Here is a 26,687-nt window from a genome sequence, read left to right as displayed (position 1 = left end):
CCGTCGCCGAAGCCTGGATTCCGGCCTTCGCCGGAATGACGGGGATCATGGATCGGGATCCCCGGTCGGCGGGGGTTAGCGTTCGAAGGCTCCGGCGAAGCCGCCGATCATCGAACCCTCGCCCTTGGAGGCGCCGGGGACGGGGGCGGCTGCGGCCAGGATGCGGTCGGCGAGGCGGGAGAACGGCAGTGACTGCAGCCAGACCGAGCCGTGGCCCGACAGCGTCGCCAGGAACAGGCCCTCACCGCCGAAGATGCTGGACTTGAGGTTGCCGGCGCGCTCGATGCCGTAGTCGATGCCCTGCTCGAACCCCACGATGCAGCCGGTGTCGACGCGCAGCTGCTCGCCTTGGAGCTGGCGCCGGATGACGGTGCCGCCCGCCGACAGGAACGCCAGGCCGTCACCGCTGAGGCTCTGCAGGATGAATCCCTCGCCGCCGAACAGTCCGGTGCCGATCTTGCGCTGGAAGGCGATGTCGATCCTCGTGCCCAGGGCGGCGCACAGGAAGGCGTCCTTCTGGCAGATGATGCGCCCGCCGTGCTGCGCGAGGTCGACCGGGACGATCTTGCCGGGGAACTCCGCGGCGAACGCCACGCTGGACTTCCCCGACCCCATGTTGGTGAAGTGGGTGAGGAAGAGGGACTCCTGCGCCAGCACCCGCTTGCCGGCGGACTTGAGCTTGCTCCAGGTGCCCTCGTCGGGGTCGGCCCCGTCGCCCATCTTGGCCTCGAAGGTGATGCCGGGGTTCATGTACATCATGGCACCGGCCTCGCCGATCACCGTCTCGTGGGGGTCCAGCCAGACCTCCACGAATTGCAGGTCGTCACCGCCGACGCGGTATTCGATTTCGTGACTCTGTGCCATGGGAGCAGCATTGCACAGCACTCGCCGCGCGCGGTGGCACTCGCCGGCGCCCGGGAGCGTCACGGTCGGCGATGACCGGTCGGCCGCGGAACCGGATCCCGGTCTTCGCCGGGATGACGACTGGAAGTCCCGAGCGTGCTAGCCGGCGAAGGCGGCGGAGCGGGTCCTGAGGCCGCGCTCGTAGAACTCCTCGGGTATGTCGAGGTCGCGTTCCAGGGTCAGCCACAGCCGGATGAGGTCGCGCCGCAGAGCCGGGTCGGGATGGTCCTCGTAGGCGGTGCGCGAATGCATGACCGCGTAGTTGTTGATGAACTGGATCTCGCCCGGCTGGAAGTCCATGTGCAGTTGGTACTCCGGGCTGCCGTTGATCTCGTCGATCAGTGCCATCGCCTCCCACTGCTGGGGGGACAGATCGGGGACGTGCTCGCCGCGCTGCGCATACTTGTACAGATCGGGACCGTAGAAGGCGAAGAGCCGGCCGGCGCCGTTCACGGCGTAGATGGGGCACTGGGCGAAGCTGTCGGGGCCGTCGCCGCGCTTGCGGTCGAACCACCACGGCTCGTACATGACCGCGGCGAGATCGGGGCGGCGGCGGACGATCTCATCGTGCACGGCCACGGCGCTGACGATGGTGCTGGTGCCGCCCCGCATCGCCGGGTGGATGCACAGCAGCCCGACGATGTCGCTGGTGTCGGTATGGAACGGGAGCGCTTGATTGTGCCGGTTGAGCAGGCCGCCGCCGTAGGTGGACGTGCGGTCGACGCCCTCGTCGCGCACGTGGGCGAACAGCTCGGTGCCCTCAACGCCCTGCGGCAGACAGATGCCGATGTAGAGGCCCATCCCCCAGTACATGAGCTCGATCCGGCGCTCGCTGAGCCCCTCGATGGGCACGCCGCGCAGCAACACGAAGCCGCGACCCTCCAGCAGGTCGTTCAGCATCGATACGAGCAGCGGGCCGACAGTGGGCAGGGGAAAGCTCTCCCGGGTGATCTCCACGTAGTCCAGCCCGGCGTCCTCGACGCCCGCCAGAGCGTCGAGCAGTTCCCGCTGGTGCGACTCCTGCAATTCGAGGATCCACTCGTCGCTGTCCTGCAAATCGGGCCCCATCCAGGACGTCGGTCCGGCGATCTCGGCGATGGTCTTCATGGGCACGCTCCCGTCTCTCAACCGCTCGTGTCGTCGATGCCGGCCAGTTGCCTGGCGAGCGCCTTCAGGGGGGCGGCGTCGTAGGACATGCCGAGGCGCTGGCGGGTCGTCAGGTGCGATCCGGCGTTGTGCATCTCGAACAGCAGCTGGCGCGACCCGAAGGAGTCGCAGCCGTACTCCCACGCCAGCTTCAGCAGCCGGAAGCGGTCGACGGCGTTCTCGTCGGGCCCCACGAGATAGCGCATGACATCGCCTTCCACCTCGGCGTTGGCCAGATCAGCCGTCCCTGGTGCCATCAGTATGCCGGACCCGCACATCTCACGCACGATCTGCAGGATGCGGGGATGGTGCTCCACCGCGTGGATCCGCCCCAGCGTGACCTGGGTGGGGTTGGGGATCACGTTGCCGTCGGGGGTGCGCAGGTGCTGCTCCTCGGCGGCGGTGAGGAACGCCCGCAGCGTCTCCACGTAGCCGTAGACCTCGCAGAGTTGGAGCTGCAGGTACTGCTGGTTGTCCTTGCCGAGGTACTCGGTGACCTGGGCGCAGATGCCGGCCAGCACCTCGGCCTTGCAGGTCATCCTGATGAGGATGTGGTAGAAGGCCCACGGCAGGATCTGGCCGAGCAGGCCCAGATGCACATGCGTGGCCTGGCGGTAGAAGACCCGCTCGGCGGGCACGAAGACGTTGTCGAAGACGACCCAGCAGTCCATCTCGTCGAAGGCCGCTGCCAGCCGGCGATCCGGGACGGCCGGCGGCACCAGCGACGGGCGGCAGAAGACCCGCAGGCCGGGCGTGTCCATCGGCACGGCGAAGTAGACGATCTCGTCGTCGGCCAGCCCGGGGCGGTTGGGCGCCAGCGCCACGTACTCGTCCGCGAACGGCGCCAGCGTGGCCACCGACTTCACGCCGTGCACCACGATCCCGTCGCTGCGCTGCTCCTTCAGGCGCAGGTTCTCGAAGCGCTCCCGCGGGATGCGCATGTCCTTGGGTGCGTCCGCGAAGCTGTGCGTGAGCGCCACGTCGTTCTCGCGGCAGAACTCCATGTAGGCAGCGATGTTGTCGGCGTAGGCAGGTTCGACCTCGGCAAGCGTGGCCCGCACGTCGTAGAGGCCCACGATGATCGACGCCATGTACTCCGGCAGGCGCCCCAGGGTGCCGCCCGAGCGGCGGGCCAGCAACTCGATCATGGTGCGGCGGAGGCGCAGGTCCTCCGGTGACTGCGGGAGGATGTAGCTGAGGCTGACCCGGTCGCCGGTGGACGGCGACTGCATGGTCAGCAGGTCTCCGAAGGTGGGATCGTGCTGCAGGTCGTAGACGTCGGCCAGCGTCTGCGCGCAGCCGGCCAGAGCGGGATGCGCCGTCACGTCGTCCACCAGCTCACCGTCCAGCCAGACGCTCCGGCCATCGCGGATGCCTTTCAGGTACTCCTCGCCGGTACGGATCCCCATGGCTCTCTCCCGCTGCGTCTCAGCCCTGTGCTCCAGCCCACACCGAGTGGATTCCGGCCTTCGCCGGAATGACCGAGGGGAAGAAGCCGGGCATTCGTGACCCTATCCGGCAGTCCCTCGCGGTCCCGCCGCGGCCGGCTCGACAGCGTCGGCGGCGTACTTCGCCCGCAGCGCGGCGAAGCCCTCCACCTCCAACTCCACCTGGCGCTTCCAGGACTCGGGCAGGTCGGTGTACGGCGGCCGCACGGGGCCGGCGGCGATGAGGCCCGAGGCGTTCAATCGCCACTTGGCCACCTGCGTGTTGTAGCGGGCGAAGTCGTCGGTGTGATCGCGATTGGCCATGGCACCTGGCGGGAAGTACGACGGCACTGCCCGGAAGTCGGCGATGATCTCCTCCACCGGTTCCTGGTCACCGGACCGAATGGCCGCCAGCAGGGCAACGACCGGTTCGGGCCCCAGAGCGGCCTGCGTGGACCAGACCGCATCGATGGCACTGCCGATGAGACCCCAGGCAATGAAGATCCCCGGGTCGCCGGGGATCATGTTGATCCGCCCGGCGGTGGCTTCGACCTCCTCCCGGTAGTTCCGGAACCCGTGCGTGACCTTGGCGGCGACGACCGTCGGCGCACGGTCCACGAGACCGGACCAGAACTCCAGCGGGAAGTCGAACTTGAAGTACCAGGAGTTGGAGTAGACCATCACGGACATGTCCGGCACCGCCGCGGCGAGGTCGGCGAAGAATCCCACGGCGTTCTCGACTGTGGGCGTCTGCCACAGCGGGAGCCCGACCAGGGCACCCTCGACACCGACGTCACGCAGGCCTCGCATCTGACGGATCACGTCGCGGGTACCCAGGGCGGTGACACCGCCGAAGATCTGCACCCGGCCCGCGGCGGCCTCAACCGCGGTCTCGGCGCAGCGCAGCTTCTCCTCCCACAACAGCGAGTGGCCCTCGCCGGTCGTGCCGAACAGTCCGAGCCCGGTGACCCCCGGCTTGATGAGCCAGTCGGTCATGCGCGCCGTCTCGTCCAGGTCCACCGAGTCGACCGCGTCCCAGCCCCCGGCGTCGGGCAGGCAGGGCGTCGGCGGCAGGACGTAGACGCCGGCGATGTCCTGGACCTTCAGCATCAGTGGAGCGACTCCGGTGTGGCGTCGACCGGATCGCCGGCGGATGGATTCCGGCCTTCGCCGGAATGACGAAGTGAGGCGCCGGAATGACGAGCCGAGAGCAGTCGAGGCGGCATCATTGCTCTCCGAGATCCAGGCGCACGTCCCAGAGGATCGGCTCGTGGCGCTGGGCGATCTCCACGTCCAGCAGGGTGACGCAGCCGGGGCAGAAGAACTCGCGGCACACGAACCGGTCGCCGCCGATCTCGTTGGGGTCGACCCATGGGCCCGCGTTCTGCACCGGACCCTCGCGCATCAACAGATGCAGCTTGTAGTTCTCGGAGGCGGGGCCGATCTCGTGGCCGCAGCGGCAGACGGCGACCGCCTGGGCGCCCGTGCCCACGACCTCGATCTGCTCGTTGAGCCGCGCCACGGCTACGCGCCCCCGTGCGGTGCCGCCTCGGGCACGCCGCGCATCAGCGTCCGGGTCTCCGGCGTGGGACGCAGCGAGGAGATGTCGGCCCAGTCGTCGTACACCTCGTAGTCCTCCGGCACCCAGAACCGCGGGGCCAACTCGTCGTCGGGGATCTGCTCCACCTCGGCGGTGTACTCGACGACCTGTCCATTGGGCGCCAGGAAGTAGCCGAAGGCGTTCATCCCCTGGGGATGGCGGCCGGGACCCCAGATCGTGTCGAAACCGTGGGCGCGCATGTGCTCGATGCCCGCCAGGACGTCCTCCACCGTCGGCACCTCGAAGGCAACGTGGTTGAGGGAGGCGTGCGGGGACCGGGCGATAGCCACGCTGTGGTGGTCCAGGTTGCACTTCAGGAACACCATGTGCTCGGTCTCATCGGCGACCCGGAAGCCGAGGACCTCGATGAGGAGTTGCAGATAGGCGTCGGCTTCGGGCGAGTTCAGCACCACGTGGCTCACCTTCGTGGGCCGGATCGGCGGGCCGCCGGAAGCGGCTGCCCGCTCCCCCGCCTGCGCCACCTCGGCCGACAACTCGATCTCCCGCCCATCGGGGTCGATGATCCGCAACCCGTAGCCACCTCCGGGTCTCTCGAGGGGCCCTGGGCCGGCGACGATGCGGCTGGCGGGTCGGGCTCCCAACTCCTCCGCCGCACCGTCCACCGCGGCACGGTCGGCCAGTCCCAGGCGGTAGCCACGCACCGTGGTCTGGGGACCCGGGTGAATCGCCAGGATGTGATGCTCCGGTCCCGTGCCGCGGAGGTAGACCGACTCCCCTCCCGGGGCAACCCGCTGCAGGCCCCAGACCTGCTCGTAGAAGCCGGCGATCTCATGCGGCACCGGGTCGGTCAGCTCCACGCCGCGCAGGTGCGTGATCCTCATGCCGGTATGCCGCGCCTGGTTCGCGGGCGGTTGCAGAGGTCCAGCGCCAGCCGGGCGTAGATCCTCGTGACGGCGACGAAGTCGGCGATCTCGGCCGAGTAGCGACCTCCACCGACGCTGCCCGTGGGCCCGTAGGTGATCGCCGGGATACCCATCTCGATGAACGGGTTCGTGTCGCGCCACATGCTCGACATCTGCGGCTCCGCCTCGCCCGGCTCGGTGCCGAACTCGGCCCGGTGGGCGATGGCGGTGGCATCCAGCAGCTCATCGACGCCGACCGCCTCGTAGCCGCGGCGGTAGAGCGTGCACTCGAGTTGGGTGGGCACGTCGAGGGCGCCCAGCACCTCGGTCAGTTCCGCCTGGACGTCCATGGCCGTCTGCGCCGGGGTGAGACGCACGTCGAGATAGAGGTAGCAATGCTCGGCGCTCACGATCGAGAGGAACGGCTGACCACCGCGAATGGCGCCGATGTTCACCTTCGGCACGCAGCGGCCGCCGTCGAAGCGGTACTCGTGCTCCACCTCGTAGCGCCGCCCCCAGTCGGTCAGGGCCTCGATCACCGGCACCACCCGCACCAGGGCGTTGCCGTGCTCGGCGAGGCTTTCGGGATGGGTGACATAGGGCGTGTAGCGGGAGCTGCCGCCGAGCACGGTCACCTTGAAGAAGGCCTTGCCGGCCTCCACCCAGGTGACGCCGAAGCTCGTGGCCTCGGCCACCACGGCGTAGTCGCCGATGATGCCGTGGGTGATGAGGTAGCGCGCACCGACCTCCTTGGAGAGGTAGCCAGGGGAGGTGAACTCGTCGACGGGCTCCTGGCCGATCTCGCCGGCGACGCCGGTGACGATGAGGTCGCCGGCCAGCGGCGCGCCCGAGTCCTTCACCGCCTTGGCCGCGATCAGCGTGCACGCCAGCGGCCCCTTGTCGTTGATGAGGCCGTTGCCCACGAGCGTGTCGCCCTCCCGCCAGGCGGAGAAGTAGATGGGGTTGTCGGGATCGTGCATCCAGCGCCGCTCCTCGGGGCCCCAGGCCACGTCCATGTGGGCGTTGAAGATCACCGTGTTGCCGCCCCCGGAGCCCCGCAGGCGACCGACGACGTTCGTGCGATCGGCGAACATGCCCACCTGCGACGCCTCGAACCCGTTGTCGGTCAGCCACTCCAGGACGCGGTCCGATACGGGCTGCTCCTGGCCGGGCGGACTGTCGATCTGCGCCAACTCGAGTGACAGGTCGACAAGTTCCTCCCGGTCGATGGCGGCGAGCGCCGCCTCGTAGTGCTCGGGCGTGGGCCTGCTGGGCGGCGCGGTCATCGTCTACCCCCTGTGGTGTCGAGCAATATGTTGCCCCAGGCGTCCACGTCGGCGCGCTGGCCGGGGTGGATCAGCATGGTGGTGTCGACGGCCTCGATCACGGCGTGGCCCGGCACGGAGTTTCCGGGCCGGAGCAGCTCGCGCCGGTAGATGGGCGTGGGGGCGAAACCGCCGAGGGGCCGGAAATAGACCTGGCGCTCCGAGACGAGCGCGCCGCTCGGGTCCTCGGGCCCGAGGGCCGCGGGATGCAACTCGGGCTTCGCCTGCCGTCCCACGCCACGTACCACGAAGGTTCGCGCCTCGATGGCGGCGTCGGCGGCCGCACCCGAGCCGTAGCGGCGGTTGTAGCGGCGGCGGAACTCCTCCATCACCACCGCAAGGCTCCCGGAGTCGAGCGGGCCCTCGGGAACGGGCACGCGCACCTCGTGCACCTGACCGCGGTAGCGCATCTCGACCTCGCGGCTGGTGGTGATGTTCCCCCGGGCGACGCCGTTCGCCGCAAGCTCCGCCACCGCCCGCTCGGCGAGCGCGACATAGAGCGTGCTCAACCTCTCGGGGTCGAAGGGTGCGACCATCGGGTCACTGGCCTGGATGACCGAGACGGGATCGGAGGCGGCGATCCCGAAGGCCGAGAACACCGCCGAGTTCGTCGGCACGACGGTGAGGCGGGTGCCGACGTCCGCCGCGTACGCCCCGACGTGGAGAGGACCGGCACCGCCGAACGCGAAGAGCGCGAACTCGCGGGGGTCGTAGCCCCGACCGATCGTGCTCATGCGGACCAGGTCGGCCATGCGGGCGTCGAGGATGTCCACGATGGCCATCGCCGCCTCGGTGACCGAGAGTCCGGTCGGCGCCGCGACGTGGGTCTCGATCGCCTCTCTCGCTCCCTCGACGTGCAGCCGGCGCTCGCCGCCGAGGAAGTAGTCGGGGTCGAGACGTCCCAGCACCAGGTTGGCGTCCGTCACCGTCGGGCGCGTCCCGCCGGCCCCGTAGCACGCCGGGCCCGGGACCGCGCCAGCACTCTGCGGCCCCACCTTCACCAATCCGGTGCCGGGCTCGATCCAGGCGAGACTCCCCCCGCCGGCGCCGATCGAGACCACGTCGATCACCGGAAGGACGGTGTGGTACTTGTCGAACACCGGCGTGCCGACGACGAGGGGCTCGCCGTCGACGACGAGGCCGACATCGAAGCTGGTGCCGCCCACGTCCGTCGTCACGATGTTCTCCGCGCCGATCAGCCGGCCCAGCGAGGCCGCCCCGAACACGCCGCCGGTCGGTCCGGATCCCAGGAGGGTGACGGCACGTCCCTTGCCGACCTCGGCCCGGGTCAGACCGCCGATGGACTGCATGATGACCGGATCGTTGGCCAGGCCACCGTCGGCAAGTCGTTGCTGCAGCCTCGATATGTACGTGTGTGTCGTCCTGCTTAGGTAACCGTTGAGCACGGTCGTGGCACAACGCTCGTACTCCTTGATGACCGGCGCCACCTCGCAGGACACCGTGACGAAGAGATCCGGGTGGTGAGACCGGATCAAGTCGGCCACCGCCCGTTCGTGCTCGGGGTTCAGGAAACTCCACAGGAAGCACACGGCGATCGCCTCGACACCAGCGGTGACGAGTTCGTCGATGGCACCGGCCGCCTCGTCGGGATCGATCGGCACGACGACCGAGCCCCTGTAGTCGATCCGCTCGGTCACTCCCTTGATCAGGGGCCGCGGCACGATCGGGACCGCCTTCTCCAGGTGTGCCAGGTTGGAGAGTTCCGACTCGGCGATGCCGGCGGCCTTCTGGATCGTCCGTCCGACGATGATGGCGTCCTCGTGTCCCTTGGTCGTGACGAGGCCGACCGCCGAGCCCGATCGCGTCAGCAGAGCGTTGGTGGCGACCGTGGTCCCATGGCAGAACAAGCCGGTGCGCGCCAGGAGATCGCCGAGGCCGAGATCCTCACCGGCGGCGGCGCGCGCCACCGACTGCACGACCCCCTCGGAGAAGTCCGACGGCGTCGACGGCGCCTTGGCAGATCCGATGCGGCCCGCGGCGTCGAGCGTGACGCAGTCGGTGAACGTACCGCCGCTGTCGACGGCGACGAGGCGGTCCACGTTGATCAGGTCAATCCCGGGTGCCGCGTCGCGGCGCGCGGAACCGCGGCCGAGCGGCGGCGCTCGTCGCGGATCTGGCGGCGTCGCCGGTCGGTGGCGGCCTCGTCCACGCACATCCCGTCGACGTCGATCACCACGCCGTAGGCGTCGCGAGCGTGCGCCACCGTCACAGCACCGACGACGTAGTCGGCCAGCACCAGTTCGGGCTCGCGGTCCAGAGGGTCGAGGTACCCGCCCCCGCCCATGGCGACGTAACGGTGGACGTCGTCGGGCCCCTGGGAGGTCTTGACGATGGGGTCGGCGAAGATCTCGAGTTCACCGTCGAGGGCGCCGAGGTCGTCGGGCACCGCACCGCCGGCGAGCAGGTCGCGGACGTTCGTGTCGCGCTTGATGACGAACTGGTTGGTGTTCGACGGGTACCCGCCGGCCACGCCGATGGAGCCCGGCTGGAAGGTGCCGATGGCGTGAAGGATCTTCGTGGGCAACCGCTCAACATCGTGGGTGATGTAGGTCATGGCGAGCGTGTTGCCGCCGCGGTACTTGCCGGCGCCCCCGGTGTCGGGCTGGATCCGGCGGGACAGGTAGAGCACCGGGTAGCTGTACTCGATGTCCTCGATGTTGGCGATGATCGCCGACGGCGAGTCCAGGAAGCCACCGGCATCCAGCCCGTCGGCGAAGGCCCGCGCCCCCGACCCCCCTGCCATGGCGTCGAGGATCGCCGCGCCGAAGAACTCGCCCCGCTGATCCACGCCGAACATGTCCTCCACGTAGAGCCCGCCCATCCAGGTGGACATGAATTGCCGGAGATGTCCCTCGCTCGCCGCCAGCAGCTTCGACAGGCAGACACCCGCGGAGATCGTGGCCATGAAGCTGCCGGTGGTGGTGGCCTTCGAGGTGCCGGCCGGCCAGGCGGCGTGGACGACGGTGCCCTCGCGGGTGCGCACCTCGATGGCCCGCTGCAGCCCGGCGGGCGACCACGCCATGTCGTAGCAGAGGTACGGGAGAACGGCGGCCACGACGGCGCCCACGCAGGCCGGGCGGGTGCAGTTGATGACGGCGCCGGCCTGATCGGCACTCTGCGTGTAGTCGAACGTGAGCGAGTCGCCGTCCTTGGTCATCTCCACGACGACCGGGTACACCTCGTCGTACTCGATGTAGCCGCGATGCGACCAGGTGCCGTCGGGCAGCTCCGCCAGCCGGGCCCGGAACCGGGCGGCGGTGGCGACGTTGATCCCCTCGATGGCGGCCAGCACCACGTCGGTGCCGTAGCGCCCGGTCAGATCCTGCACCCGTGCCACCCCTACGTTGCAGCCGGCGATCATGGCCTTCAGATCCAGGTCCACGAGGTGGGGCAGGCGGGTGCGGCGGAGGTAGCCCCGCTCCACGTCGGGGCGAAGCTCCCCGGCGTCGACGATCTTGATGGGCGGGAACAGCGGCTGCTCGCTCCAGATGGAGGTGGCGCCGAGCTGCACCTGACCCTCGACCGGGCCGCCGAGGTCGATCTGGTGCACCGTGGAGCCGGTCCAGGCCACCAGCCGGCCGCCGGCGAAGATCGGGGCCACGACCGCCACGTCCATCTGGTGGCACGCCCCGACGTAGGGGTCGTTGGACATGAACACGTCGCCGGGCCCGACGTCGTCGGCGGCGAAGCGCTGCCTGATGTCCTTGACCGTGGAACTCAGCGCGAGCGCGTGGATGGTGATGTACATGCCGATGGCGAAGCAGTCCCCGTCGGCATCCATGAGACCCACGTTCATGTCGTAGGCCTCGTTGGCCACCGGCGAGCCGGACACGAGGCGCATCGTCATGGCAGCCTCGTCGTTGATGGCCGACAGGCGCGAGCGCAGGATCTCGAAGGTGACCGGGTCGAGGCTGCCGTTGCCGCACCCGATGAGATCTTCGGGGGCGAGAGTGTCGGTCATCGGTCGGCACCTCCGGCGTTGGCACGCAACTCCTCGACCACCTCGTCGGTGACGAGGATGTCGGCGAACTCCTGGATCAGGACGTTGAGCGAGGCCTGGTGCTCCTCGTCGGTGAGCGCGGCGGTGGCGTCGCTGAGGACCACGACCCGGAAGTCCAGCATCATGGCGTCCCGGGCCGTCGACTCGACGCAGATGTTCGTCTTGGTGCCGGCGAGCAACAGGGTGTCGCAGCCCAGGCTGCGCACCAGCCGCTCCAGCGACGACGAACCCGGGATGAGGCACGAGTACCGGTTCTTGAAGACGATGTAGTCCTCGTCGTGGATGTCCATGTCGGGATGGAAGCGCGAACTCGGGGCGTCGTCGGAGAGTGCCGCGGCGGCCGCCTCCCGCCGTTCCGGGCGCACGAAGTGGTCGAAGAAGTGGCGCCAGTCGGAGCCGCCCTTGGGGTGGTGCGAGCGGATCCAGATCACTGGCACGCCCAGCTCCCGGCACTCGGCGGCCATGCGGTTGATCACCGGGATGATCTCCCGGCTGGCCGGCACCTCGATGACGCCACCCTCGGCCACGAAGGCGTTCTGCATGTCGATGACGACGAAGGCCGTCTCGGTGGGCCGCAGATCGTTGTACAGCCGCAACTCGCCTCGTATGAGCGCCAGCCGCTCCTTGACGAAATCGGATACATCGGTGGGTTGCGGCATGAGTCCCCCCGCGCCGTTACGTGGTTCTCCGCACGACCGGAAATTACCATCACCGCTCCGATACCGGCCATCGGAGTGGCCGCCCGGTTGGGGGCCGGGGTGCCGTTCGCTCCTTCGGCGCGGGCGCAAGGCGTCGCGAATCGGCCCCCCGGCCCGCTCCCTCGACGCGACTCACTCGATTCCCAGCAACTCCACGGCGTTGTGTCGGCTCACCCTGGCCAGGTCCTCGGCGGACAGCCCCGCCGCTTCCAGGGTTTCCACGAAGACGCGCAGGGCACCCGGCACGTGCGGGTAGTCGGTGCCGAAGACGAACTGTGAGACCGGGAACGTCTCGAAGGCGCAGCGCATGGCGGCGGGGTGGGTGCTGACCGTGTCGAAGAACAGTTCGCGCAACTGCTCCGATGGCTTGCGCGTGATGTGGCGTCGGCACTCGGGGAACTGGCCGGCGTAGTTGTCGAAGCGGTGGTGCACGAACGGGATCGTCCCGCCCAGGTGCGTGAAGATCCAGCGGATCCCCGGGTAACGCTCGAGGGTCCCCGAGTAGAGCAGCCGGCCGACGGCGTTGGTGGTCTCGGCGAGGAAGTCCAGCGCGAGCGACAGCGCGAAGTCGCTCAATCCCTCGGTGCAGCAGGCCGTGGTGGGATGGACGAACACCACGGCCTGGTGCCGGGACAGCTCCTCCCAGAGGGGCCCCAGGAACGGGTCGTCGAGCGTGCGCCGATCCACTGTGGTGCAGAGCATCACGCCCACGACCCGGGGTCGCTGCAGCACGCGGTCCAGTTCGGCGAGCGAGGCGTCGATGTCGGGAAGTGGCAGGTTGGCGAAGAACCTCAGCCGCCCGCCGGAGGCTCCCGTCAGGTCGTCGAGCTCGTCGTTCAGGTCGCGGGTCAGCGGGACGCGCAGCGGCGCCGGCAGGCGGAAGACGTTGGGAGCCGACACCGACAGCACCTGGACCTCCACGTTCACCTCGTCCATGAGTGCCAGGCGGTGGTCCATTCCGGGCAGCGGTTGCGGAACGGCGGCAGCCACCGCCCCGTCCTGCAGCACGACCAGGCGGCCGTCGTCGCGGACGTAGTGCTCGAGGCCGCTGTCGGGACGCCGGCAGGCGTCGAGGTAGCTGTCGGGGTAGTGGTGCGAATGCACGTCGATCAGTCCGGCAGCCAAGAGGCCTCCTTCCTCCACCGCCCGGTGACGGTCCCGCCGGATTGGCCCGTCGGGTACGAACGAGCGCTCTGCCGGCGGCGCCCGGCCGCCTCCCGAGCAGGCACCGGCAACCGTAGCCCACTGCGGGCCGAGAACTCCAAGGAGTCCGACCGGCCGTGACGCACCGATGCCGCGGCGCTTACGATGGCGCCGTGCGACGTTCGACCGTCGGTGGTAGCCACACGGATGCCCTCACCGGCGGTGGATCCACCCCGCGCAGGATCGGCGCCCCCGTGTCCATCCGGGACGTCTCGAAGTGGTTCCGCACCGGTCGCAGCTTCCTGCACGCGCTCGACGGAATCGACATCGAGATCCAACCGGGCGAGTTCGTCAGCCTCATCGGGCCGAGCGGCTGCGGCAAGTCCACTCTGCTGCGCGTCGTGGGCGGGCTCCTGGCCTACGAAACCGGCACCGTCGAGGTCGACGGCGCCAGTCCGGCAACCGCGCGCGACACGAAACAGATCGGGTTCGCCCCGCAGACACCGTCACTCCTGGGCTGGCGGACCGTGCGCCGGAACGTCACGCTGCTGGCCGAGGTGAACCGGCGGGGCGCCGTGCACCCGCCCCTCAGCGAGGCCGACACACTCAGACTCCTGGAGACCGTCGGCCTGGGTGACTTCCTGGACCTGCTCCCCAAGGAACTGTCGGGCGGCATGCAGCAGCGCGTCTCACTGGTGCGCTGCTTCGCGCTCGGGGCACCCGTGCTGCTTATGGACGAGCCCTTCTCGGCTCTCGACGAGATAACCCGCAACGAGATGCGCTACCTCCTGCTGGATCTGTGGGAGCACACCGGCCACACGGTGATCTTCGTCACCCACAGCATCCCCGAGGCGGTGATCCTCTCCGACCGAGTCCTCGTGATGGCGACACAACCGGGCCGGATCGTCCATACCGAGACGATCTCCCTGCCCCGACCCCGGTCGGCGGCGATGGAGGACGACGAGCGTTACCTGGTGCACATGCGCAACGTGCGCCGCGCCCTCGGCGAGGTGTCGGCCCGATGACCACCGGTACCACCCAAGCCGACGGCGCCGGCGCAGCGAAGCAGCCTCCCCCCCAGCGCCCGCAGCGCCTCCGCCGGTCGGCGATGCTCGGGGCACCGGTCGTGGGTATCGCCGTGGTGTTCGCCATCTGGGAGTTCTACGTGCGGGTCTTCGATATCTCCCGCCTGACGCTGCCGACGCCGATCGACATCGTCGTGCACGTCATCGACCAGGCGGGCTTCTACGGGCGCCACGCGCGGGTCACGCTGCTCGAAGCGGGCTTGGGATACGGACTCGCCCTCGGCGCGGCGCTCGTCGTGGCCACGTTGATGGCGCACTCGCGCTTCGTGGAGCGCGCCTCGATGCCCGTGATCGTCCTCCTGCAGTGCACGCCCGTGGCGGTTCTGGCACCGGTGTTCCTGATCTGGTTCGGTTTCAGCGTCTGGCCCAAGGTCCTGGTCGCCACCGTGATCTGCTACATCCCCTTCACGATCAACGAGTTCACCGGGCTGCGATCGGTGGATCCGAACGCCTACGAGTTGCTGCGCTCCGTGTCTGCCAGCAGGACGGAGATCTTCCTCAAGCTGCGGTTCCCCCAGTCTCTGCCCTACCTGTTCTCGGCGGGACGCCTCTGCGTGGGTCTGTCGCTCATCGGAGCGGTCATCGGCGAGATGTTCGGCGGCTCCACCGAGGGTCTCGGGAACACCGCCCGCGTGGGCCAGACGCGGCTGCTCATCGACCAGCTCTGGGGCTCCATCTTCGCTCTCGCTGTCATCGGCGTGATCGGGTACCTGCTTCTTGCGGCTCTCGAGGCTCGGGTATTACGGTGGCATAGTTCCCAGGATCTCCCCGGCGGATCGGCGACGGCTCGCTGAAGGGCGAATACGCCGGAACTATGGCAGGATTCAGTGGCAACCCGATCGGCGACAGTACAAGGGGGAAGCCGAGCAATGCTAAGACTCTCTACACGACATGGTGTCCGGTGGACCTGTGTCGCATTGACCTGTGTCCTCGCATTGGTCGCTGCCTCGTGCGCCGAAGACGATGACGCAGACACGATGGCCGCGGTGGACGCCGCCGCCAGTGCCGCGGCCGCTGCACAGAGCGACGCGGCGGCGGCGCAGAGCGACGCGGGAGCCGCGCTGAGCGAGGCCCAGACAGCACGCGCCGAGGCGTCCGCGGCCGACGCCGAGGCCTCCGCGGCGGCCGCCGAAGCCGAGGCCGCCGCCGCGGAAGCGGCCGCCGCAGCCGCTCTGGCCGCCGAAGCGATCGCTGCCGCCGACGTTGCGAGGGCGGCGGCCGAAGGCAACGAGGCCGATCTCGCCGCCGCGGAAGCGGCGCTTGCAGCGGCACAGGACGCGGCATCCGCCGCGCAGGCCGAGGCCGCGAGCGCCGAGGCCCAGGCTGCGGCCGCGCAGGAAGAAGCCGCACGCGCCCAGGCCGAAGCGGAAGAGGCTCGCAGCGCGGCCCAAGCGGCTGCCGAGGAGGTCGCCGCCGCCGAGGCAGCGGCCGCGGCGGCCGCTGAGGCACTCGCCGCCGACGCAGCGTTGGGCCCCGACGGGCTTCCCGCCTTCGGCACCCCCGAGCGCTGCGAGGCCAACCGGGCCGCGGGGAAAATGGTGTTCATGACGGGCTTCGACTTCGCCGCCGCGGCGGGGATCATCGAGAACGTCGTCGCCGAGGCCGAGGGCTACTTCGACGACATGTGCCTCGACGTGGAGGTCCAGCCCGGCTTCGCCCCCGGCCACCTCGCCGCAGTGGCGGCCGGCACCGTCCAGGTGGCCGACGCGCCCGATTTCGGCTCACTCGTCCGCGCCAACCTGGCCGGCGATGTCGAACTGGTGGGCTTCGGCCAGTTGGGACACACGGCGATCAACCAGCTCCTCGTCTCCCCGGACTCGGGCATCACGAGCTTGGCCGACATCCGGGGCAAGACGGTCGGCATCAAGGGTGACCTCCCCGTCGCCATCCAGGCGATGATGGCGGAGGAAGGTCTGCAGCGAGGCGAGTTCACCGAGTTGCTGCTCGAGGGCTTCAACCCCGTCGAGCACTTCGCCCTCGGCATCGACGCGCTGCCCGTCTACCGCTCGAACGAGCCGCGCTGGCTCGACCTGGCGGGCATCGACTACATCACATTCGACCCGCTGGACTACGACGTGCCGGCCAGCTTCGCCGTCATCGCCACGAGACGCGACTTCTACGAGGCGCACCCGACGGCCGTGGAGGATTTCGTGCGGGCCGGGCTCCGGGGCTACTACTTCGCGGCCGAGAACCCCGAGGCGGCCCTCGACCACGCCTTCGAGCGAATCGAAGCCGCCGGAAACAACCTGTTCTTCGCCCGCGAGCACGAGTTGTTCCGCTGGACGACGGATCAGAAGAGCATCGAGGAAGTGACGCCTGAGGGTCTCGTCATCGGTCAGTTCAACGTAGCCGGCCTGGGCAGGGAGATGGAGGTGCTGGTCGAGTTGGGGGTCTTCGACGAACTTCCCGACTGGCGGTCGATGATTGACGTCACCGTCATCCCGAAGCTGTACGACGGCGACGAACTCATCTGGACGTCGATGAACTGAGCAGTAGCGCACGGGGCCGCAGGCGGGAACCGAGCCTCGCCGGCGGCCTTTGCGCGCTGGACGCCCCTAACGCCTGGGGCGACCTGGAGTCGTTCCTCAGGGTCAGACGCACCCGGTGACGGAGCTGCCCTGCAACAGCGAAATCTGTAGGCGCGCCTTACGATCTGCACCCGCGGGAGTTGGCCGCGGAGTCTGCCCGGGCATCGGTGTGATCTCCACCTCGACGTTGTGGTTCAGGCCGAAGCGATCACGCAGACCTCGGGAATGGTGATCTGGCCTCGCTCGGAAATGATCATGATCTTCTCCATCCGAATCACGGCTACAGGAATTCATCTTCCAGCCATCGGAGAAACCTCGGGCACGCATGCTGCCCGACGTCGTGCCCACCATGGTCGTCCTGTACCTGCGATCGCCAACCGCTGCACCGGCGGTTGTCGGCCGCCGAGGCACTCAGAGCCGGCGGACGACTCAGCGGGGCGGCGAACCTTGACGGCACATCCGACTTGGACGCACCAACGCGACATGTGCTCAACGAAGGCCGGGGCAGCCGCCCCGGCAACTCATGTCAGCCTGGGATGTGCACTTGCCAGACATCCTCGCTCAACGAAGGCCGGATCGGTCGATCACGGCAACCTGAATTACGTGCGATTCCTGTCGTTGGGGACGGCGGCGACAAGAATCGCAGGCCGTCGACATGAGCGGTGCCCTGTGACGTACCGGTTCGTCGCCGCGGGCCGCCCTCTGCACCTGAACCGCGTCGCCGCCCACCTCCCACAATCCGGCCAATACGGCGCCTACCCGCGACGCCGTTCGGGTGGGCGGAAGTGGCTGGGGTCGTAGCCCTCACCGAGAATCTCGACGGCCTCGCCGTGGCGAGGATGGCCGGCATTGCCGAGAGCGTCCAGCAGATCGGCATAACCCCACGCGCCGCCGCAGTCCTCGGGCGGACAGGCACCGCCGCCGTCGGTGCAGCGCGGCAGAGTCACCCCGGGACCGGCCGGCGCGATGGATTGCACGACGATGTCATGGTTCCAGGAATCACCCATGTCGTACTCCCACTCCATCGTCATCCGACTGCGCGGCAGCACATCGCCGACCCGGTGCCGGGACTCGTCCTCGTAACCGCCGAACCAGTCGTCGTTGCCGGGCGGCCAGTATGCGGTGCCGTCGGCGGTGAAGACGTGAAGATGGTAGCCCTCCCACCCCATTGCCCACACCAACGCGCCCGACAGCTCGCCGAGCGTCATCTCCGAGGGAACCTCCAGCAGCCGCCACACCGGCGGCCTCACGTCGCGCAGAGTGACCTTCAGCGTGTGGACGGTCGCAGGCATCGGCAACTCCTCATGTCCGGGACACGACACCCAGGTCTAGCAGGTCCGTCCCCCTCGTCGTCCCCTTCTGGGGCTCGGCGGGCGTCTGCGACACTCTGGTGACGCGCACGGGGAAGCCCAGGGGCCGCCGGTCGGTGCTCGTGGCATGTGGGGCTCAGGGGCCGCGGGTGGTGGGTCTGTCGGGGGGCCGGGTGAACGAAGGGCGGTCACGGCCGCCGGACCGCCAACTCCGGAAGCTAGCTGTGACAACCGGGGAGGTTGTCCCTGGGTTGAGGGGATCGAGGGGTCCCCGTTGGGGTGAGCCCTCCGGGCGATGCTGTGGGTCTGTAACAGTCCACGGCTCCCAAGGAGGGCTCATGGCACAGATCACACAGCACCGCAACGCCAAGCTGACGCTGGCGGCGCGGCGGGCGATGGCCGGGTTGATGCTCGAGGAGGGCTGGAGCGTCGCGGCGGCCGACGAGAAGGGGTCGGACGTCAACGTGGCGTCGCATCTGCTGATCGACGTCCACACGCAGGAGATCGACGCGGCCGTGCTGATCTCAAACGACAGCGACTTGCGTCTCCCCGCGCAGCATGCTCGGAGTCGCGTTCCGACCGGCACGGTGAACCCGCGCGGGCGGCCCACCGCGAGGGGCCTCAGGGGCTCGCCACGCGACGGTGTCGGCGGACACTGGTGGTACCGGCTCACGGCCGAGGACTTCTTCGACCACCAACTGCCCAACTTGGTCGGCGCTGCCCGGAAGCCGGCAGCCTGGTAGTGGCCGCTCCGGCCGACATCGGGTTGTTGCGCCGACCGCGACAGTTCGCTATACTGAATGTCACCCACCCGGTCCCTGCGGGGGCCGGGTCTTCTCTTTTTCGACTCCGCCGTCCGACCGCAGCCGACCGTCGAGCTGCGCGGCACTCGGCCGAGGATCCACCCGCTCGCTCTCCTCGACGCGGCGGCGCCCGTGCGGGCGCTGGTCGGTACGTGCATCCGAACCCCGACGGTGACGCAGTGACGGCCTGAACGTCCAAGGGGGGCGACCCGGTGAAGGAATCCGCCCCCCTTGTGGAATCTCCCCCAAGCCGACGACCGTCCTGGCCTGCGGCGCGGCCTGTCAGGCGATTGGGTCGGACGCGCCGTGCGCCACGTCCAAGCGCAGACCTCCTCAGTCGGCATTCTCGTAGAGGTGCTTGGCCACGTCGTTGATGGTCACGATGGCTGTGACGGTTTGCCCCTCGTCGTCGGAGATGAGCACGAAGTCATGCTCGAATAGCAACTCGAACACCTCACCGAGAGTTGTGGCCGAGCGCCGCACCCGAGCGGGCGGCATGACATCGAGAATCTCGGAAACATCGACTTGACGCCAGTTCAGTTCTCTCCACAGCCGCCTCCGTGTCACAACGCCTCGCAGCCGATTTGCATCGTCAACGACCGGCAGCTGATCAACGTTGAGTTCATCCATCAGCGCTCCAGCGCGCCGGCCTGTGTCGCTGGGACTCACTGATTTGACGGGTACTCCCAGCGTCGACAGCGGGATTCGATCAACGCTCATCAGAACCTCCTCGAAGGTCATGCGCAGCCGAGTGAATCCTATGACCGGCTACAGCCTCGAAGCACGGTCAAACCCTTCGGGGGCGTGGCTCTCGGCAGTCGCGACGAGGAGCGCGACGGCGCAGCCAGGGCCACGCCGTGACGGTTCGGGGTGCGCGGGGCTCGATCACTTCGACGAGATCGACGCAAGCCCCCCTCGATCGATGGCCGCCATTCGATCTGCGGGCGGCGCTGCGCGAGTTGGCAGCGGGCTGGGCGCAACTCGACAGACTACCGCGAGCCCGTCGCCGCGGTGCGCGCCTCCGGAGCCAGCTTGGGCGACGGGCGAAGGTCCGTCGACAGGTCCGAGGCCTCGCTCGCTAGCTGTAGGCACCGTTTGCGACGATACGAGAACCACGGCTCGTTCTCAGGCGGATCGTGGAGTTCCTCTTCGACGTAACGTAATTCGTGGTCGACTCTGGCCGTCGCGGCTCGCAGTGACAAGATCCGATAGGCCATGGCCGCGTTGATGGATGTCCAGTCGATTTCCGCCGGAAACTCGGGTTCGGTCGGCATCGGAACGCTGGGGAGGCGGTTACCGTTCCGATATCTTCCTTCGTCGTTGATCGCGGCCTGACAGTCGGCGACGAACTTGTCCAGAATGGGACACACGAGCAAAGCGAATGAGCGGCGTCGGCGCTTCCTGGTGAGCCAACGGGTCGCAGCCGGGGTGAACATGGACAGCACCCAACCTGCACAGACGCTGATGAGCACGATCCACACGTCGTTCACGACGATGCCGTCTCCCTTGTGGCGCAGCGGGTCAACACCAGCCACGCTATCGGGGCGTGCAATCGGGAGGCCGGCGCAGCGCCAAGTCCCCGAGCGCGGCCTCGGCCTCACCTGTGACTGAGGCCCCGACCACTGACCTCCAGAATCATGACTGCCATACGCCTGTGTGGTGTGCCGTGGGTTCCGCGGAGTCAGCTTGCCTGACTCCGGCGATGGTGGAATTGGGGCTGGAGGTCCGGTGCGACGTCGCCGATAGCTTTACCGCGTGAGGGAGCTCCGATCCGCAGCCAGAGCGTGCCGATGGGCACGCTGGTCCCGTCAACGCCTGCTACGAGCGTTCCTGAGCCGGAAACCATGGTCTTGAGACGGGAGACGACGGTAGCCGTCACAGCTGTGCGCTGTACGCCGGTGTCCACCAGTGCATCGAATCCGAACTTCTCGCCGTTGGGAATGAAGGTGAGAGCCGCTGTGGCGACGATGAGCGGCCGGTTCTCGTCGCTTCCAACGCCCGCCGAGCCGTTGGCCACCGCTGACTACGCGGGCAGAAGGAACATGCCGAGGCAATCGAGTTGCAACGGCGGATGCCCGATCGGGTGTGCGGAGAATTGACCCGGAGGGAATCTGCCGCCGGAAACAACCTGTTCTTCGCCCGCGAGCACGAGTTGTTCCGCTGGACGACGGATCAGAAGAGCATCGAGGAAGTGACGCCTGAGGGTCTCGTCATCGGTCAGTTCAACGTAGCCGGCCTGGGCAGGGAGATGGAGGTGCTGGTCGAGTTGGGGGTCTTCGACGAACTCCCCGACTGGCGGTCGATGATTGACATCACCGTCATCCCGAAGCTGTACGACGGCGACGAACTCATCTGGGCCTCGATGAACTGAGCGTCTCTCAGAGGGGCCGCCGGCCGGAGCCGAGCTCCGCCGGCGGCCCCTCTGCGCGCTCGAGGGCGGGACCGCCAGTCGAGCGCCACGTTGCGGCCCGCCGCTCCGGACCCCCGTGTGAACTACAGTCCGAGGTGCGCAGCCCGGGCCGGAGCGTCCGCCAGGGCACAGGAACTCCCGGGGGGCCGGAGATCAAGGAGGGAGATCATGCACGCGCGATCCATCACATCCAGACACGAGCGTCGGCGTCCGGCCGGCAGGAGGCGGGGTCTTCTCCGACTCGGAATATCGCTCCTGGTCCTCACGCTGATCGCGGCGTCCTGCGGCGACGACGAGGACGCCGGCGAGGCACCGGCGCCTGCTCCGGCAGCACCCGCCCCGGAGCCGCCTCCTCCACCGGAGCCGGCGCCGCCGGCCGCGGCCGAGAAGGAAACGGTGCGCTTCCTGGTCTGGGAGGGCTACGAGGTGCGCGATCCCGAACCCGCCACCTACGAGATCGAAGCGACTTACATGGTGGCGAACGAGGACCCGATCAACAAGAAGGGCACCTACGACATCAGCGTCGGCATCGAGAACATCTTCCCGACCCTCCAGGCTGCGGGAGTGATGCAGCCGCTGGACGTCAGCCGGATCCCGAACTGGGAACAGTTGCCCGCCGAACTCCGCAATGAGCCGCTGATCAACACGGACGAAGGGGTGATCGGTGTTCCGATCGCCTGGGCGAGCATGGGCTTGACCTACGTCGACGACGGCACCGGACCACCTGAGTCCCTCGAGTCACTGCTCGAACCGAAGTACGACGGCAAGTTCGCCATCGGCGATGACGGCAACACGGTGATCATCATGGTCGCCCGACTGCTCGGGCTCGGCGGGGACACGCCGGGGTTGCTGACCGAGGATGAGCTCGATCAGGTCTTCGAGAAGCTGGAGGAGTTCAGGGACGCCTCCTTCGGCATCCTGGCGAACCCCTATGCCGAGTACGCCGGCGCCTACACGCGAGGCGAGATCATCGCCGCCTGGCCGGACAACGCGCCGACAGCACTGAGGGCCCGCGAGGCCGACATCCCCGTGGAGGTTCACTTCCCGCCCGGGGTGGGCTGGTCCTGGATCGACGCGCTGTTCATCGCCTCCGACGTGGAGCCCACCGACGCCATGTACGAGGCGTTGAACGACGCCATCAGCGAGTCGACGCAGTTCGCGCAGGGCGAGATGCTCGGCTGGGCGGTCACCCATCCGGCGGCAATGGCACGGCTCGTCCCGATGGGGTTCGAGTGGGCCGTCTACGAGGACCGCGCGGCCGTGTTCGAGGCGGCGCCGCCGGTGGAGTGGCCACCGGTCGAGTCCGACCAGTACGCGACGTACGACACGTGGCTGAAGCGCTGGCAGGACTTCAAGGCCGGCGCATAGAGACGTCGTGACCGCCCGGGGCCGGCGTCGCAGCGCCGGCCCCGGGCCTGTCCTCGTACGGTTTGAACGTGGCTGCAGGAGCAGGAGAGCACGAGCGCGCCGGTCCCTCGATCGGTGATTCGCGACCCGCAGCCCTCGTTCTGAGAGGCGTCTCGAAGTACTTCGACGAGGTCTGCGCCCTCGACAGCGTGGACCTGCAGATCTCGCAGGGGGAGTTCGTCACGCTGCTGGGTCCGTCCGGCTGTGGCAAGACGACGCTGCTGCGCATCGTGGCCGGACTCGATCGCCTCGACACCGGCGACGTCGAGATCTCCGGGCACACCTCCACGTCGACACCTCCAGAGCAGCGTCCGGTCAACTACGTCTTCCAGCACTACGCCCTCTTCCCGCACCTCGACGTCGCCGACAACGTCCGGTTCGGCCTCAAGGTCGCACGCACTCCTCGGGAAGAAGCCGCCGAGAGAGTCGGGACGGCGATCTCCATGGTCCAACTCGAAGGACTCGAGGCTCGGAGAGTGGACCAGTTGTCCGGCGGCCAGCAGCAGCGCGTTGCGCTGGCGCGGGCGATCGTCAACCGGCCTGACGTTCTCCTCCTCGACGAGCCGCTCGGCGCGCTCGACCTCAAGCTGCGAAAGGAGATGCAACTCGAACTCCGAGCCCTGCACCGGCGACTGGGCGGGACATTCGTGTACGTCACGCATGACCAGGAAGAAGCCTTGGTGATGTCGAACCGGGTGGTGATCATGCGGTCCGGGCGGATCATGCAGGACGGCACCCCCCAGGACATCTACCGGAATCCTCGCAACCGCTTCGTGGCGGAGTTCATCGGCGAGACGAACCTGCTGGCGGCACAGGCCACCGAGGCGGCGATCACTGTGCGCAATCTCGATCTGCGAATCCCGAACGAGTCAGACGCCACCGGTGACGTCTCCCTCTCCGTGCGGCCCGAGCACCTGAGACTGGACGATGGAGCGGGAACCATCGAGGCGGAGAGGCTCAGTGTCGGCGGTGAACTCCTCGACTCGATTTTCCTCGGCTCGCTGTACCGGCACCTCGTCCGGCTCGGCGACGGCAGCATTCTCACCGTGCAGGAGCTGGCCATCGACGACCGGCATCATGCAATCGGGTCGCGGGTGGTCGTGAGTTGGTCGCCGAGCGACATGGCGATCCTGCCCGGGTGATGCCGCCGAACCTGCGAGCATTCAGTCTGCTCGACCGGTCCCGGCGCCGGAGCTACCTGCCTCCGCTCGCAACCTACCCGAGCATGGGCTGGCTGCTCGCCGGCCTCCTCATTCCCGTCAGCGTGTTCTTCCTGTTCAGCTTCTGGGAGACGGGGGTCTTCACACTCATCCGAACCTGGTCCTTGGACCAGTATCGGGAGGTCGTCACCGACGATCTCTACTACGGCCTCATCCTGCGGACACTGTTGCTGGGGTTGACGGTTTCCGCAGTCGTTCTCCCGGTGGCCTATCTCGGGGCCTACGTCCTGCGATTCATCATCTCGCGAGGTCGCCGGATGATCCTGTTCCTCATCGTGGCTTCGGCCCTGGCGTCATACCTCGTACGGATTTATGCCTGGAAGGCGATCCTGACCCCCGCCGGCATCCTGAACTCCGCGCTCGACTCGCTCGGCCTGATCAGCGAGCCTCTGACGTTGCTCGGCCGGCCGGGCGTGATCATCGCATTGACCCACATCCTCGTCCCCATCGCGATGCTCCCGATCGCCGGGGCCATGGAGTCGGTCAATCCCGATCTGATTCGCGCCAGCCGGGACCTGGGCGCCGGACCCGTCGAGACATTCCTGAGAGTCACACTCCCGCTCACCGCCAGAGGCGTCCTCACGGCGTTCGTCCTGACCTTCGTGCTGGCGGTCGGCGACTACGTGACCCCTCAGCTCGTCGGGGGCAAGGGAAGCCTGATGATCGGCCGTGTGATCTTCGACCAGTTCGGGATCACCGGCAACTACGCCCTGGCCTCAGCCCTGTCGTTCTCGCTGATCGTCGCGGCGGCCGCATTCATCGTCGGTGTCCTCCTGTGCGTAAGGGTGCTCACGGGGGGAGCGCGCTGCCTCGGCGCAATGGCCACTGCCGCTCGCGCTCGTCAAGTGCGGCCTGCGTGGCCGGTGTGGGTCAGGCGCCTGCCCTGGGGGCACGCCTACCTGCTCCTGCTGCTGCTGTTCCTGTGGGTGCCACTGATCCTCGTTCTGATCCTCTCGTTCAATCAACTGCCGATCGCCTCCCTGCCGATCACCGGCTGGACCCTCGACTGGTACAGGGAGATCTTCACCGACGAGACGATCCGCGGTGGGTTCGGGACGAGCCTCAAGGTGGCCGGCCTGGTCGTCGCCATCGGATTGGCGATCGGACTCCCGACCGCGTTCGCGGTGACCCGCCGAACCTTCGTCACCAAGCCCGCCCTCATGGGAGCGGTCGTTCTCCCGATCGCCCTGCCGGGGGTCGTGGTGGGCTTCTCGATTCTGGCGATGTTCCGATTCCTCGAGTGGATCCCGTCGATGCGATCCATCGTGCTCGGCCAGGTGACGCTGGTGCTCCCGTTCGTGGTCCTGATCGTGATGGCGGCGCTACAGAACTTCGATCGGAACGTCGAGGAGGCCGCGAGGGATCTGGGCTGCAGCTACTGGGGAGCGCTGAGGCGGGTGACCCTGCGGATCCTGCTCCCCATCATCGCCGGAACGGGACTGATCGTCTTCGCCATCTCGATGGACGAGTTCGTGGTGACCAACTTCATCGCCGGGACGGACCCGACGCTCCCACCGGTCATCTGGAGCATCATGAACCGTCGCGGGATCCCGCCGACCGTCAACGCGGTGGCCTCGATCCTGATGGTCGTGCCACTCATCGCCGCGGTGGTGTACATGGCGCTGACACGTCGGACCCAGCGGAGGCCCGATGCGGTCACGGGCAGAGCCGGCGGCGAGGAGGACGTCGACGCGAGGCTCCCGTTCACATAGGAGTCGGGACGGCGAAGACGATGGGAGAAGGAGAGATGCCGATGTTGCGCACGGTCCTGGGGGACGTGGATCCAGCCGAGATGGGCATCACGCTGCCGCACGAGCACGTGCTGTGCGACAGCTCCGCCTGGTTCTCCGAACCGACCGACCCCGAAGGGGCGCGGCTCGCCGAGGCCGAGCCGACACTCGAGAACCTGTGGTGGATGCGCCAGCACCCGAACTCCAACCGGTTCCTCCTCTACCTGGACGACGTCGACACCGCGGTCCGTGAACTCGACGCCTACGCAAGGCTGGGCGGCCGGACGGTCGTCGACCTGAGCTGTGTCGGTCTCGGCGGGCAGCCCGAACAGTTGGCGGTCGTCTCGCGCCGCACCGGCCTCAACCTCGTGCTCGGCTCGGGCTTCTACGTCGACGCCAGCCTCAGCGACGACATCCGCGCGGCGAGTGTCGAGCAACTCGCCGACCACATCGTCCGGGACCTCACCGAGGGCGTCGGCGGCACGGGTGTCCGCGCCGGCGTGATCGGGGAGATCGGGATGTCCCACCCGCTGACGCCTGTCGAGGAGCGCTCCCTGCGGGCCGCGGCCCGTGCCTCCCTGGAGACCGGCGCCGCCATATCCGTGCACACGGCAGCGCACGCGGTCGAGGTGGACTCCGCGCTCCAGGCAGCCGACATCCTCGGTGAGGAGGGAGCGGACCTGTCGCGGGTGATCATGGGTCACATGGACACCACGCTGCACCGCCCCGACTACCACCGGCGGGTGCTGGATCTGGGTTGCTACGTGGAGTTCGACCTGTTCGGTCACGAATTCTTCGAGAGTGAGAACGACTTCATCTCGCCGGGCGACTACGCCAAGACGAAGGCGGTGAGCCGTCTGGTCGCCGAGGGCTACGAGTCGCAGATCCTGCTCTCCCACGACTGCTGCTTCAAGATCCAGCTCCGTACATGGGGGGGATACGGGTACGCGCACCTCCTCCAGAACATCCTGCCCCGTTTCGTGCTCGAAGGAGTCCCGGAGTCGGTGGTGCTCCAGATGATGACCGAGAACCCGGCGCGCGTGCTGCCCCTCCGGCAATAGAGCTGCC

The 26,687-nt window shown here is 68.2% G+C and carries 24 protein-coding genes; 9 read left to right on the top strand and 15 right to left on the bottom strand.

Annotation, left to right across the window (positions count from 1 at the left end):
- Positions 1-75: 75 nt before the first annotated feature.
- The 11 genes from OXG55_02165 to OXG55_02115 all read right to left on the bottom strand — a co-directional run bounded on the left by OXG55_02165 (position 76) and on the right by OXG55_02115 (position 13,108).
- The gene (locus OXG55_02165; GenBank protein ID MCY4102061.1) at positions 76-864 is read right to left on the bottom strand and encodes a TIGR00266 family protein; all 789 of its coding nucleotides are present in this window, start codon (positions 862-864) and stop codon (positions 76-78) included.
- Between the two features lie 138 nt (positions 865-1,002).
- Positions 1,003-2,010, bottom strand: coding sequence for a TauD/TfdA family dioxygenase (locus OXG55_02160; GenBank protein ID MCY4102060.1), 1,008 nt, complete (start codon positions 2,008-2,010; stop codon positions 1,003-1,005).
- A 17-nt stretch (positions 2,011-2,027) separates the two neighbouring features.
- A complete protein-coding gene (locus OXG55_02155) occupies positions 2,028-3,458 on the bottom strand; it encodes a hypothetical protein (GenBank protein MCY4102059.1) in 1,431 nt (476 codons plus the stop codon).
- Between the two features lie 102 nt (positions 3,459-3,560).
- Positions 3,561-4,586: a dihydrodipicolinate synthase family protein gene (locus OXG55_02150; protein MCY4102058.1), complete on the bottom strand. Its 1,026-nt coding sequence runs from the start codon at positions 4,584-4,586 to the stop codon at positions 3,561-3,563.
- 115 nt (positions 4,587-4,701) lie between these two features.
- The gene (locus tag OXG55_02145) at positions 4,702-4,998 is read right to left on the bottom strand and encodes a hypothetical protein (protein MCY4102057.1); all 297 of its coding nucleotides are present in this window, start codon (positions 4,996-4,998) and stop codon (positions 4,702-4,704) included.
- 2 nt (positions 4,999-5,000) lie between these two features.
- Positions 5,001-5,918, bottom strand: coding sequence for a VOC family protein (locus tag OXG55_02140; GenBank protein ID MCY4102056.1), 918 nt, complete (start codon positions 5,916-5,918; stop codon positions 5,001-5,003).
- Positions 5,915-7,225 (bottom strand): M20/M25/M40 family metallo-hydrolase, encoded by a 1,311-nt coding sequence (locus OXG55_02135; GenBank protein MCY4102055.1) that lies wholly within the window; start codon positions 7,223-7,225, stop codon positions 5,915-5,917. The genes OXG55_02140 and OXG55_02135 overlap by 4 nt, the downstream gene beginning before the upstream one ends.
- Positions 7,222-9,324, bottom strand: a complete 2,103-nt coding sequence (locus tag OXG55_02130; protein MCY4102054.1) for a hydantoinase/oxoprolinase family protein — start codon at positions 9,322-9,324, stop codon at positions 7,222-7,224. The genes OXG55_02135 and OXG55_02130 overlap by 4 nt, the downstream gene beginning before the upstream one ends.
- 5 nt (positions 9,325-9,329) lie before the next feature.
- The gene (locus tag OXG55_02125; protein ID MCY4102053.1) at positions 9,330-11,246 is read right to left on the bottom strand and encodes a hydantoinase B/oxoprolinase family protein; all 1,917 of its coding nucleotides are present in this window, start codon (positions 11,244-11,246) and stop codon (positions 9,330-9,332) included.
- Positions 11,243-11,944, bottom strand: a complete 702-nt coding sequence (locus tag OXG55_02120) for a cysteine hydrolase (GenBank protein ID MCY4102052.1) — start codon at positions 11,942-11,944, stop codon at positions 11,243-11,245. Before OXG55_02120 ends, OXG55_02125 begins: the two co-directional genes overlap by 4 nt.
- Before the next feature lie 171 nt (positions 11,945-12,115).
- Positions 12,116-13,108, bottom strand: coding sequence for an amidohydrolase family protein (locus OXG55_02115; GenBank protein ID MCY4102051.1), 993 nt, complete (start codon positions 13,106-13,108; stop codon positions 12,116-12,118).
- A 191-nt stretch (positions 13,109-13,299) separates the two neighbouring features.
- Here OXG55_02115 and OXG55_02110 point away from each other — a divergent pair, with 191 nt between their 5' ends.
- From OXG55_02110 to OXG55_02100, 3 genes are all read left to right on the top strand, one after another.
- Positions 13,300-14,151: an ABC transporter ATP-binding protein gene (locus tag OXG55_02110; protein MCY4102050.1), complete on the top strand. Its 852-nt coding sequence runs from the start codon at positions 13,300-13,302 to the stop codon at positions 14,149-14,151.
- Entirely contained in the window at positions 14,148-15,005 is an 858-nt protein-coding gene (locus tag OXG55_02105; GenBank protein ID MCY4102049.1) for an ABC transporter permease, read from the top strand. Before OXG55_02110 ends, OXG55_02105 begins: the two co-directional genes overlap by 4 nt.
- A gap of 183 nt (positions 15,006-15,188) precedes the next feature.
- On the top strand, positions 15,189-16,700 hold the full coding sequence (locus OXG55_02100; protein ID MCY4102048.1) for an ABC transporter substrate-binding protein: 1,512 nt from the start codon (positions 15,189-15,191) through the stop codon (positions 16,698-16,700).
- Between the two features lie 794 nt (positions 16,701-17,494).
- Here OXG55_02100 and OXG55_02095 read toward each other — a convergent pair.
- Positions 17,495-18,031 carry a plasmid pRiA4b ORF-3 family protein gene (locus OXG55_02095; protein ID MCY4102047.1) on the bottom strand — a complete coding sequence of 179 codons (537 nt, stop codon included), beginning with the start codon at positions 18,029-18,031 and terminating at the stop codon, positions 17,495-17,497.
- A 356-nt stretch (positions 18,032-18,387) separates the two neighbouring features.
- Here OXG55_02095 and OXG55_02090 point away from each other — a divergent pair, with 356 nt between their 5' ends.
- Complete coding sequence (locus tag OXG55_02090; protein ID MCY4102046.1) at positions 18,388-18,792, top strand: hypothetical protein; 405 nt, start codon at positions 18,388-18,390, stop codon at positions 18,790-18,792.
- A gap of 393 nt (positions 18,793-19,185) precedes the next feature.
- Here the strand turns inward: OXG55_02090 and OXG55_02085 are convergent, their stop codons facing one another.
- The 3 genes from OXG55_02085 to OXG55_02075 all read right to left on the bottom strand — a co-directional run bounded on the left by OXG55_02085 (position 19,186) and on the right by OXG55_02075 (position 20,869).
- The gene (locus tag OXG55_02085; GenBank protein MCY4102045.1) at positions 19,186-19,593 is read right to left on the bottom strand and encodes a CBS domain-containing protein; all 408 of its coding nucleotides are present in this window, start codon (positions 19,591-19,593) and stop codon (positions 19,186-19,188) included.
- Positions 19,594-19,841: 248 nt separating this feature from the next.
- A complete protein-coding gene (locus OXG55_02080; protein ID MCY4102044.1) occupies positions 19,842-20,342 on the bottom strand; it encodes a hypothetical protein in 501 nt (166 codons plus the stop codon).
- 191 nt (positions 20,343-20,533) lie between these two features.
- A complete protein-coding gene (locus OXG55_02075; GenBank protein ID MCY4102043.1) occupies positions 20,534-20,869 on the bottom strand; it encodes a hypothetical protein in 336 nt (111 codons plus the stop codon).
- Positions 20,870-20,947: 78 nt separating this feature from the next.
- Between OXG55_02075 and OXG55_02070 the strand changes: the two genes are divergently transcribed.
- From OXG55_02070 to OXG55_02050, 5 genes are all read left to right on the top strand, one after another.
- Positions 20,948-21,223 carry a hypothetical protein gene (locus OXG55_02070; protein ID MCY4102042.1) on the top strand — a complete coding sequence of 92 codons (276 nt, stop codon included), beginning with the start codon at positions 20,948-20,950 and terminating at the stop codon, positions 21,221-21,223.
- Positions 21,224-21,430: 207 nt separating this feature from the next.
- Entirely contained in the window at positions 21,431-22,630 is a 1,200-nt protein-coding gene (locus OXG55_02065) for an ABC transporter substrate-binding protein (protein ID MCY4102041.1), read from the top strand.
- A 188-nt stretch (positions 22,631-22,818) separates the two neighbouring features.
- On the top strand, positions 22,819-23,811 hold the full coding sequence (locus OXG55_02060) for an ABC transporter ATP-binding protein (GenBank protein MCY4102040.1): 993 nt from the start codon (positions 22,819-22,821) through the stop codon (positions 23,809-23,811).
- Positions 23,775-25,601 (top strand): ABC transporter permease subunit, encoded by a 1,827-nt coding sequence (locus OXG55_02055; GenBank protein MCY4102039.1) that lies wholly within the window; start codon positions 23,775-23,777, stop codon positions 25,599-25,601. Before OXG55_02060 ends, OXG55_02055 begins: the two co-directional genes overlap by 37 nt.
- 41 nt (positions 25,602-25,642) lie before the next feature.
- Positions 25,643-26,680, top strand: coding sequence for a phosphotriesterase-related protein (locus OXG55_02050; GenBank protein MCY4102038.1), 1,038 nt, complete (start codon positions 25,643-25,645; stop codon positions 26,678-26,680).
- The last annotated feature ends 7 nt before the right edge of the window (positions 26,681-26,687 follow it).

It is taken from the genome of bacterium (genome assembly GCA_026708055.1).
Classification (GTDB): Bacteria; Actinomycetota; Acidimicrobiia; order Acidimicrobiales; family CATQHL01; genus VXNF01.
This window is presented reverse-complemented; position numbering and strand designations above follow the sequence as displayed.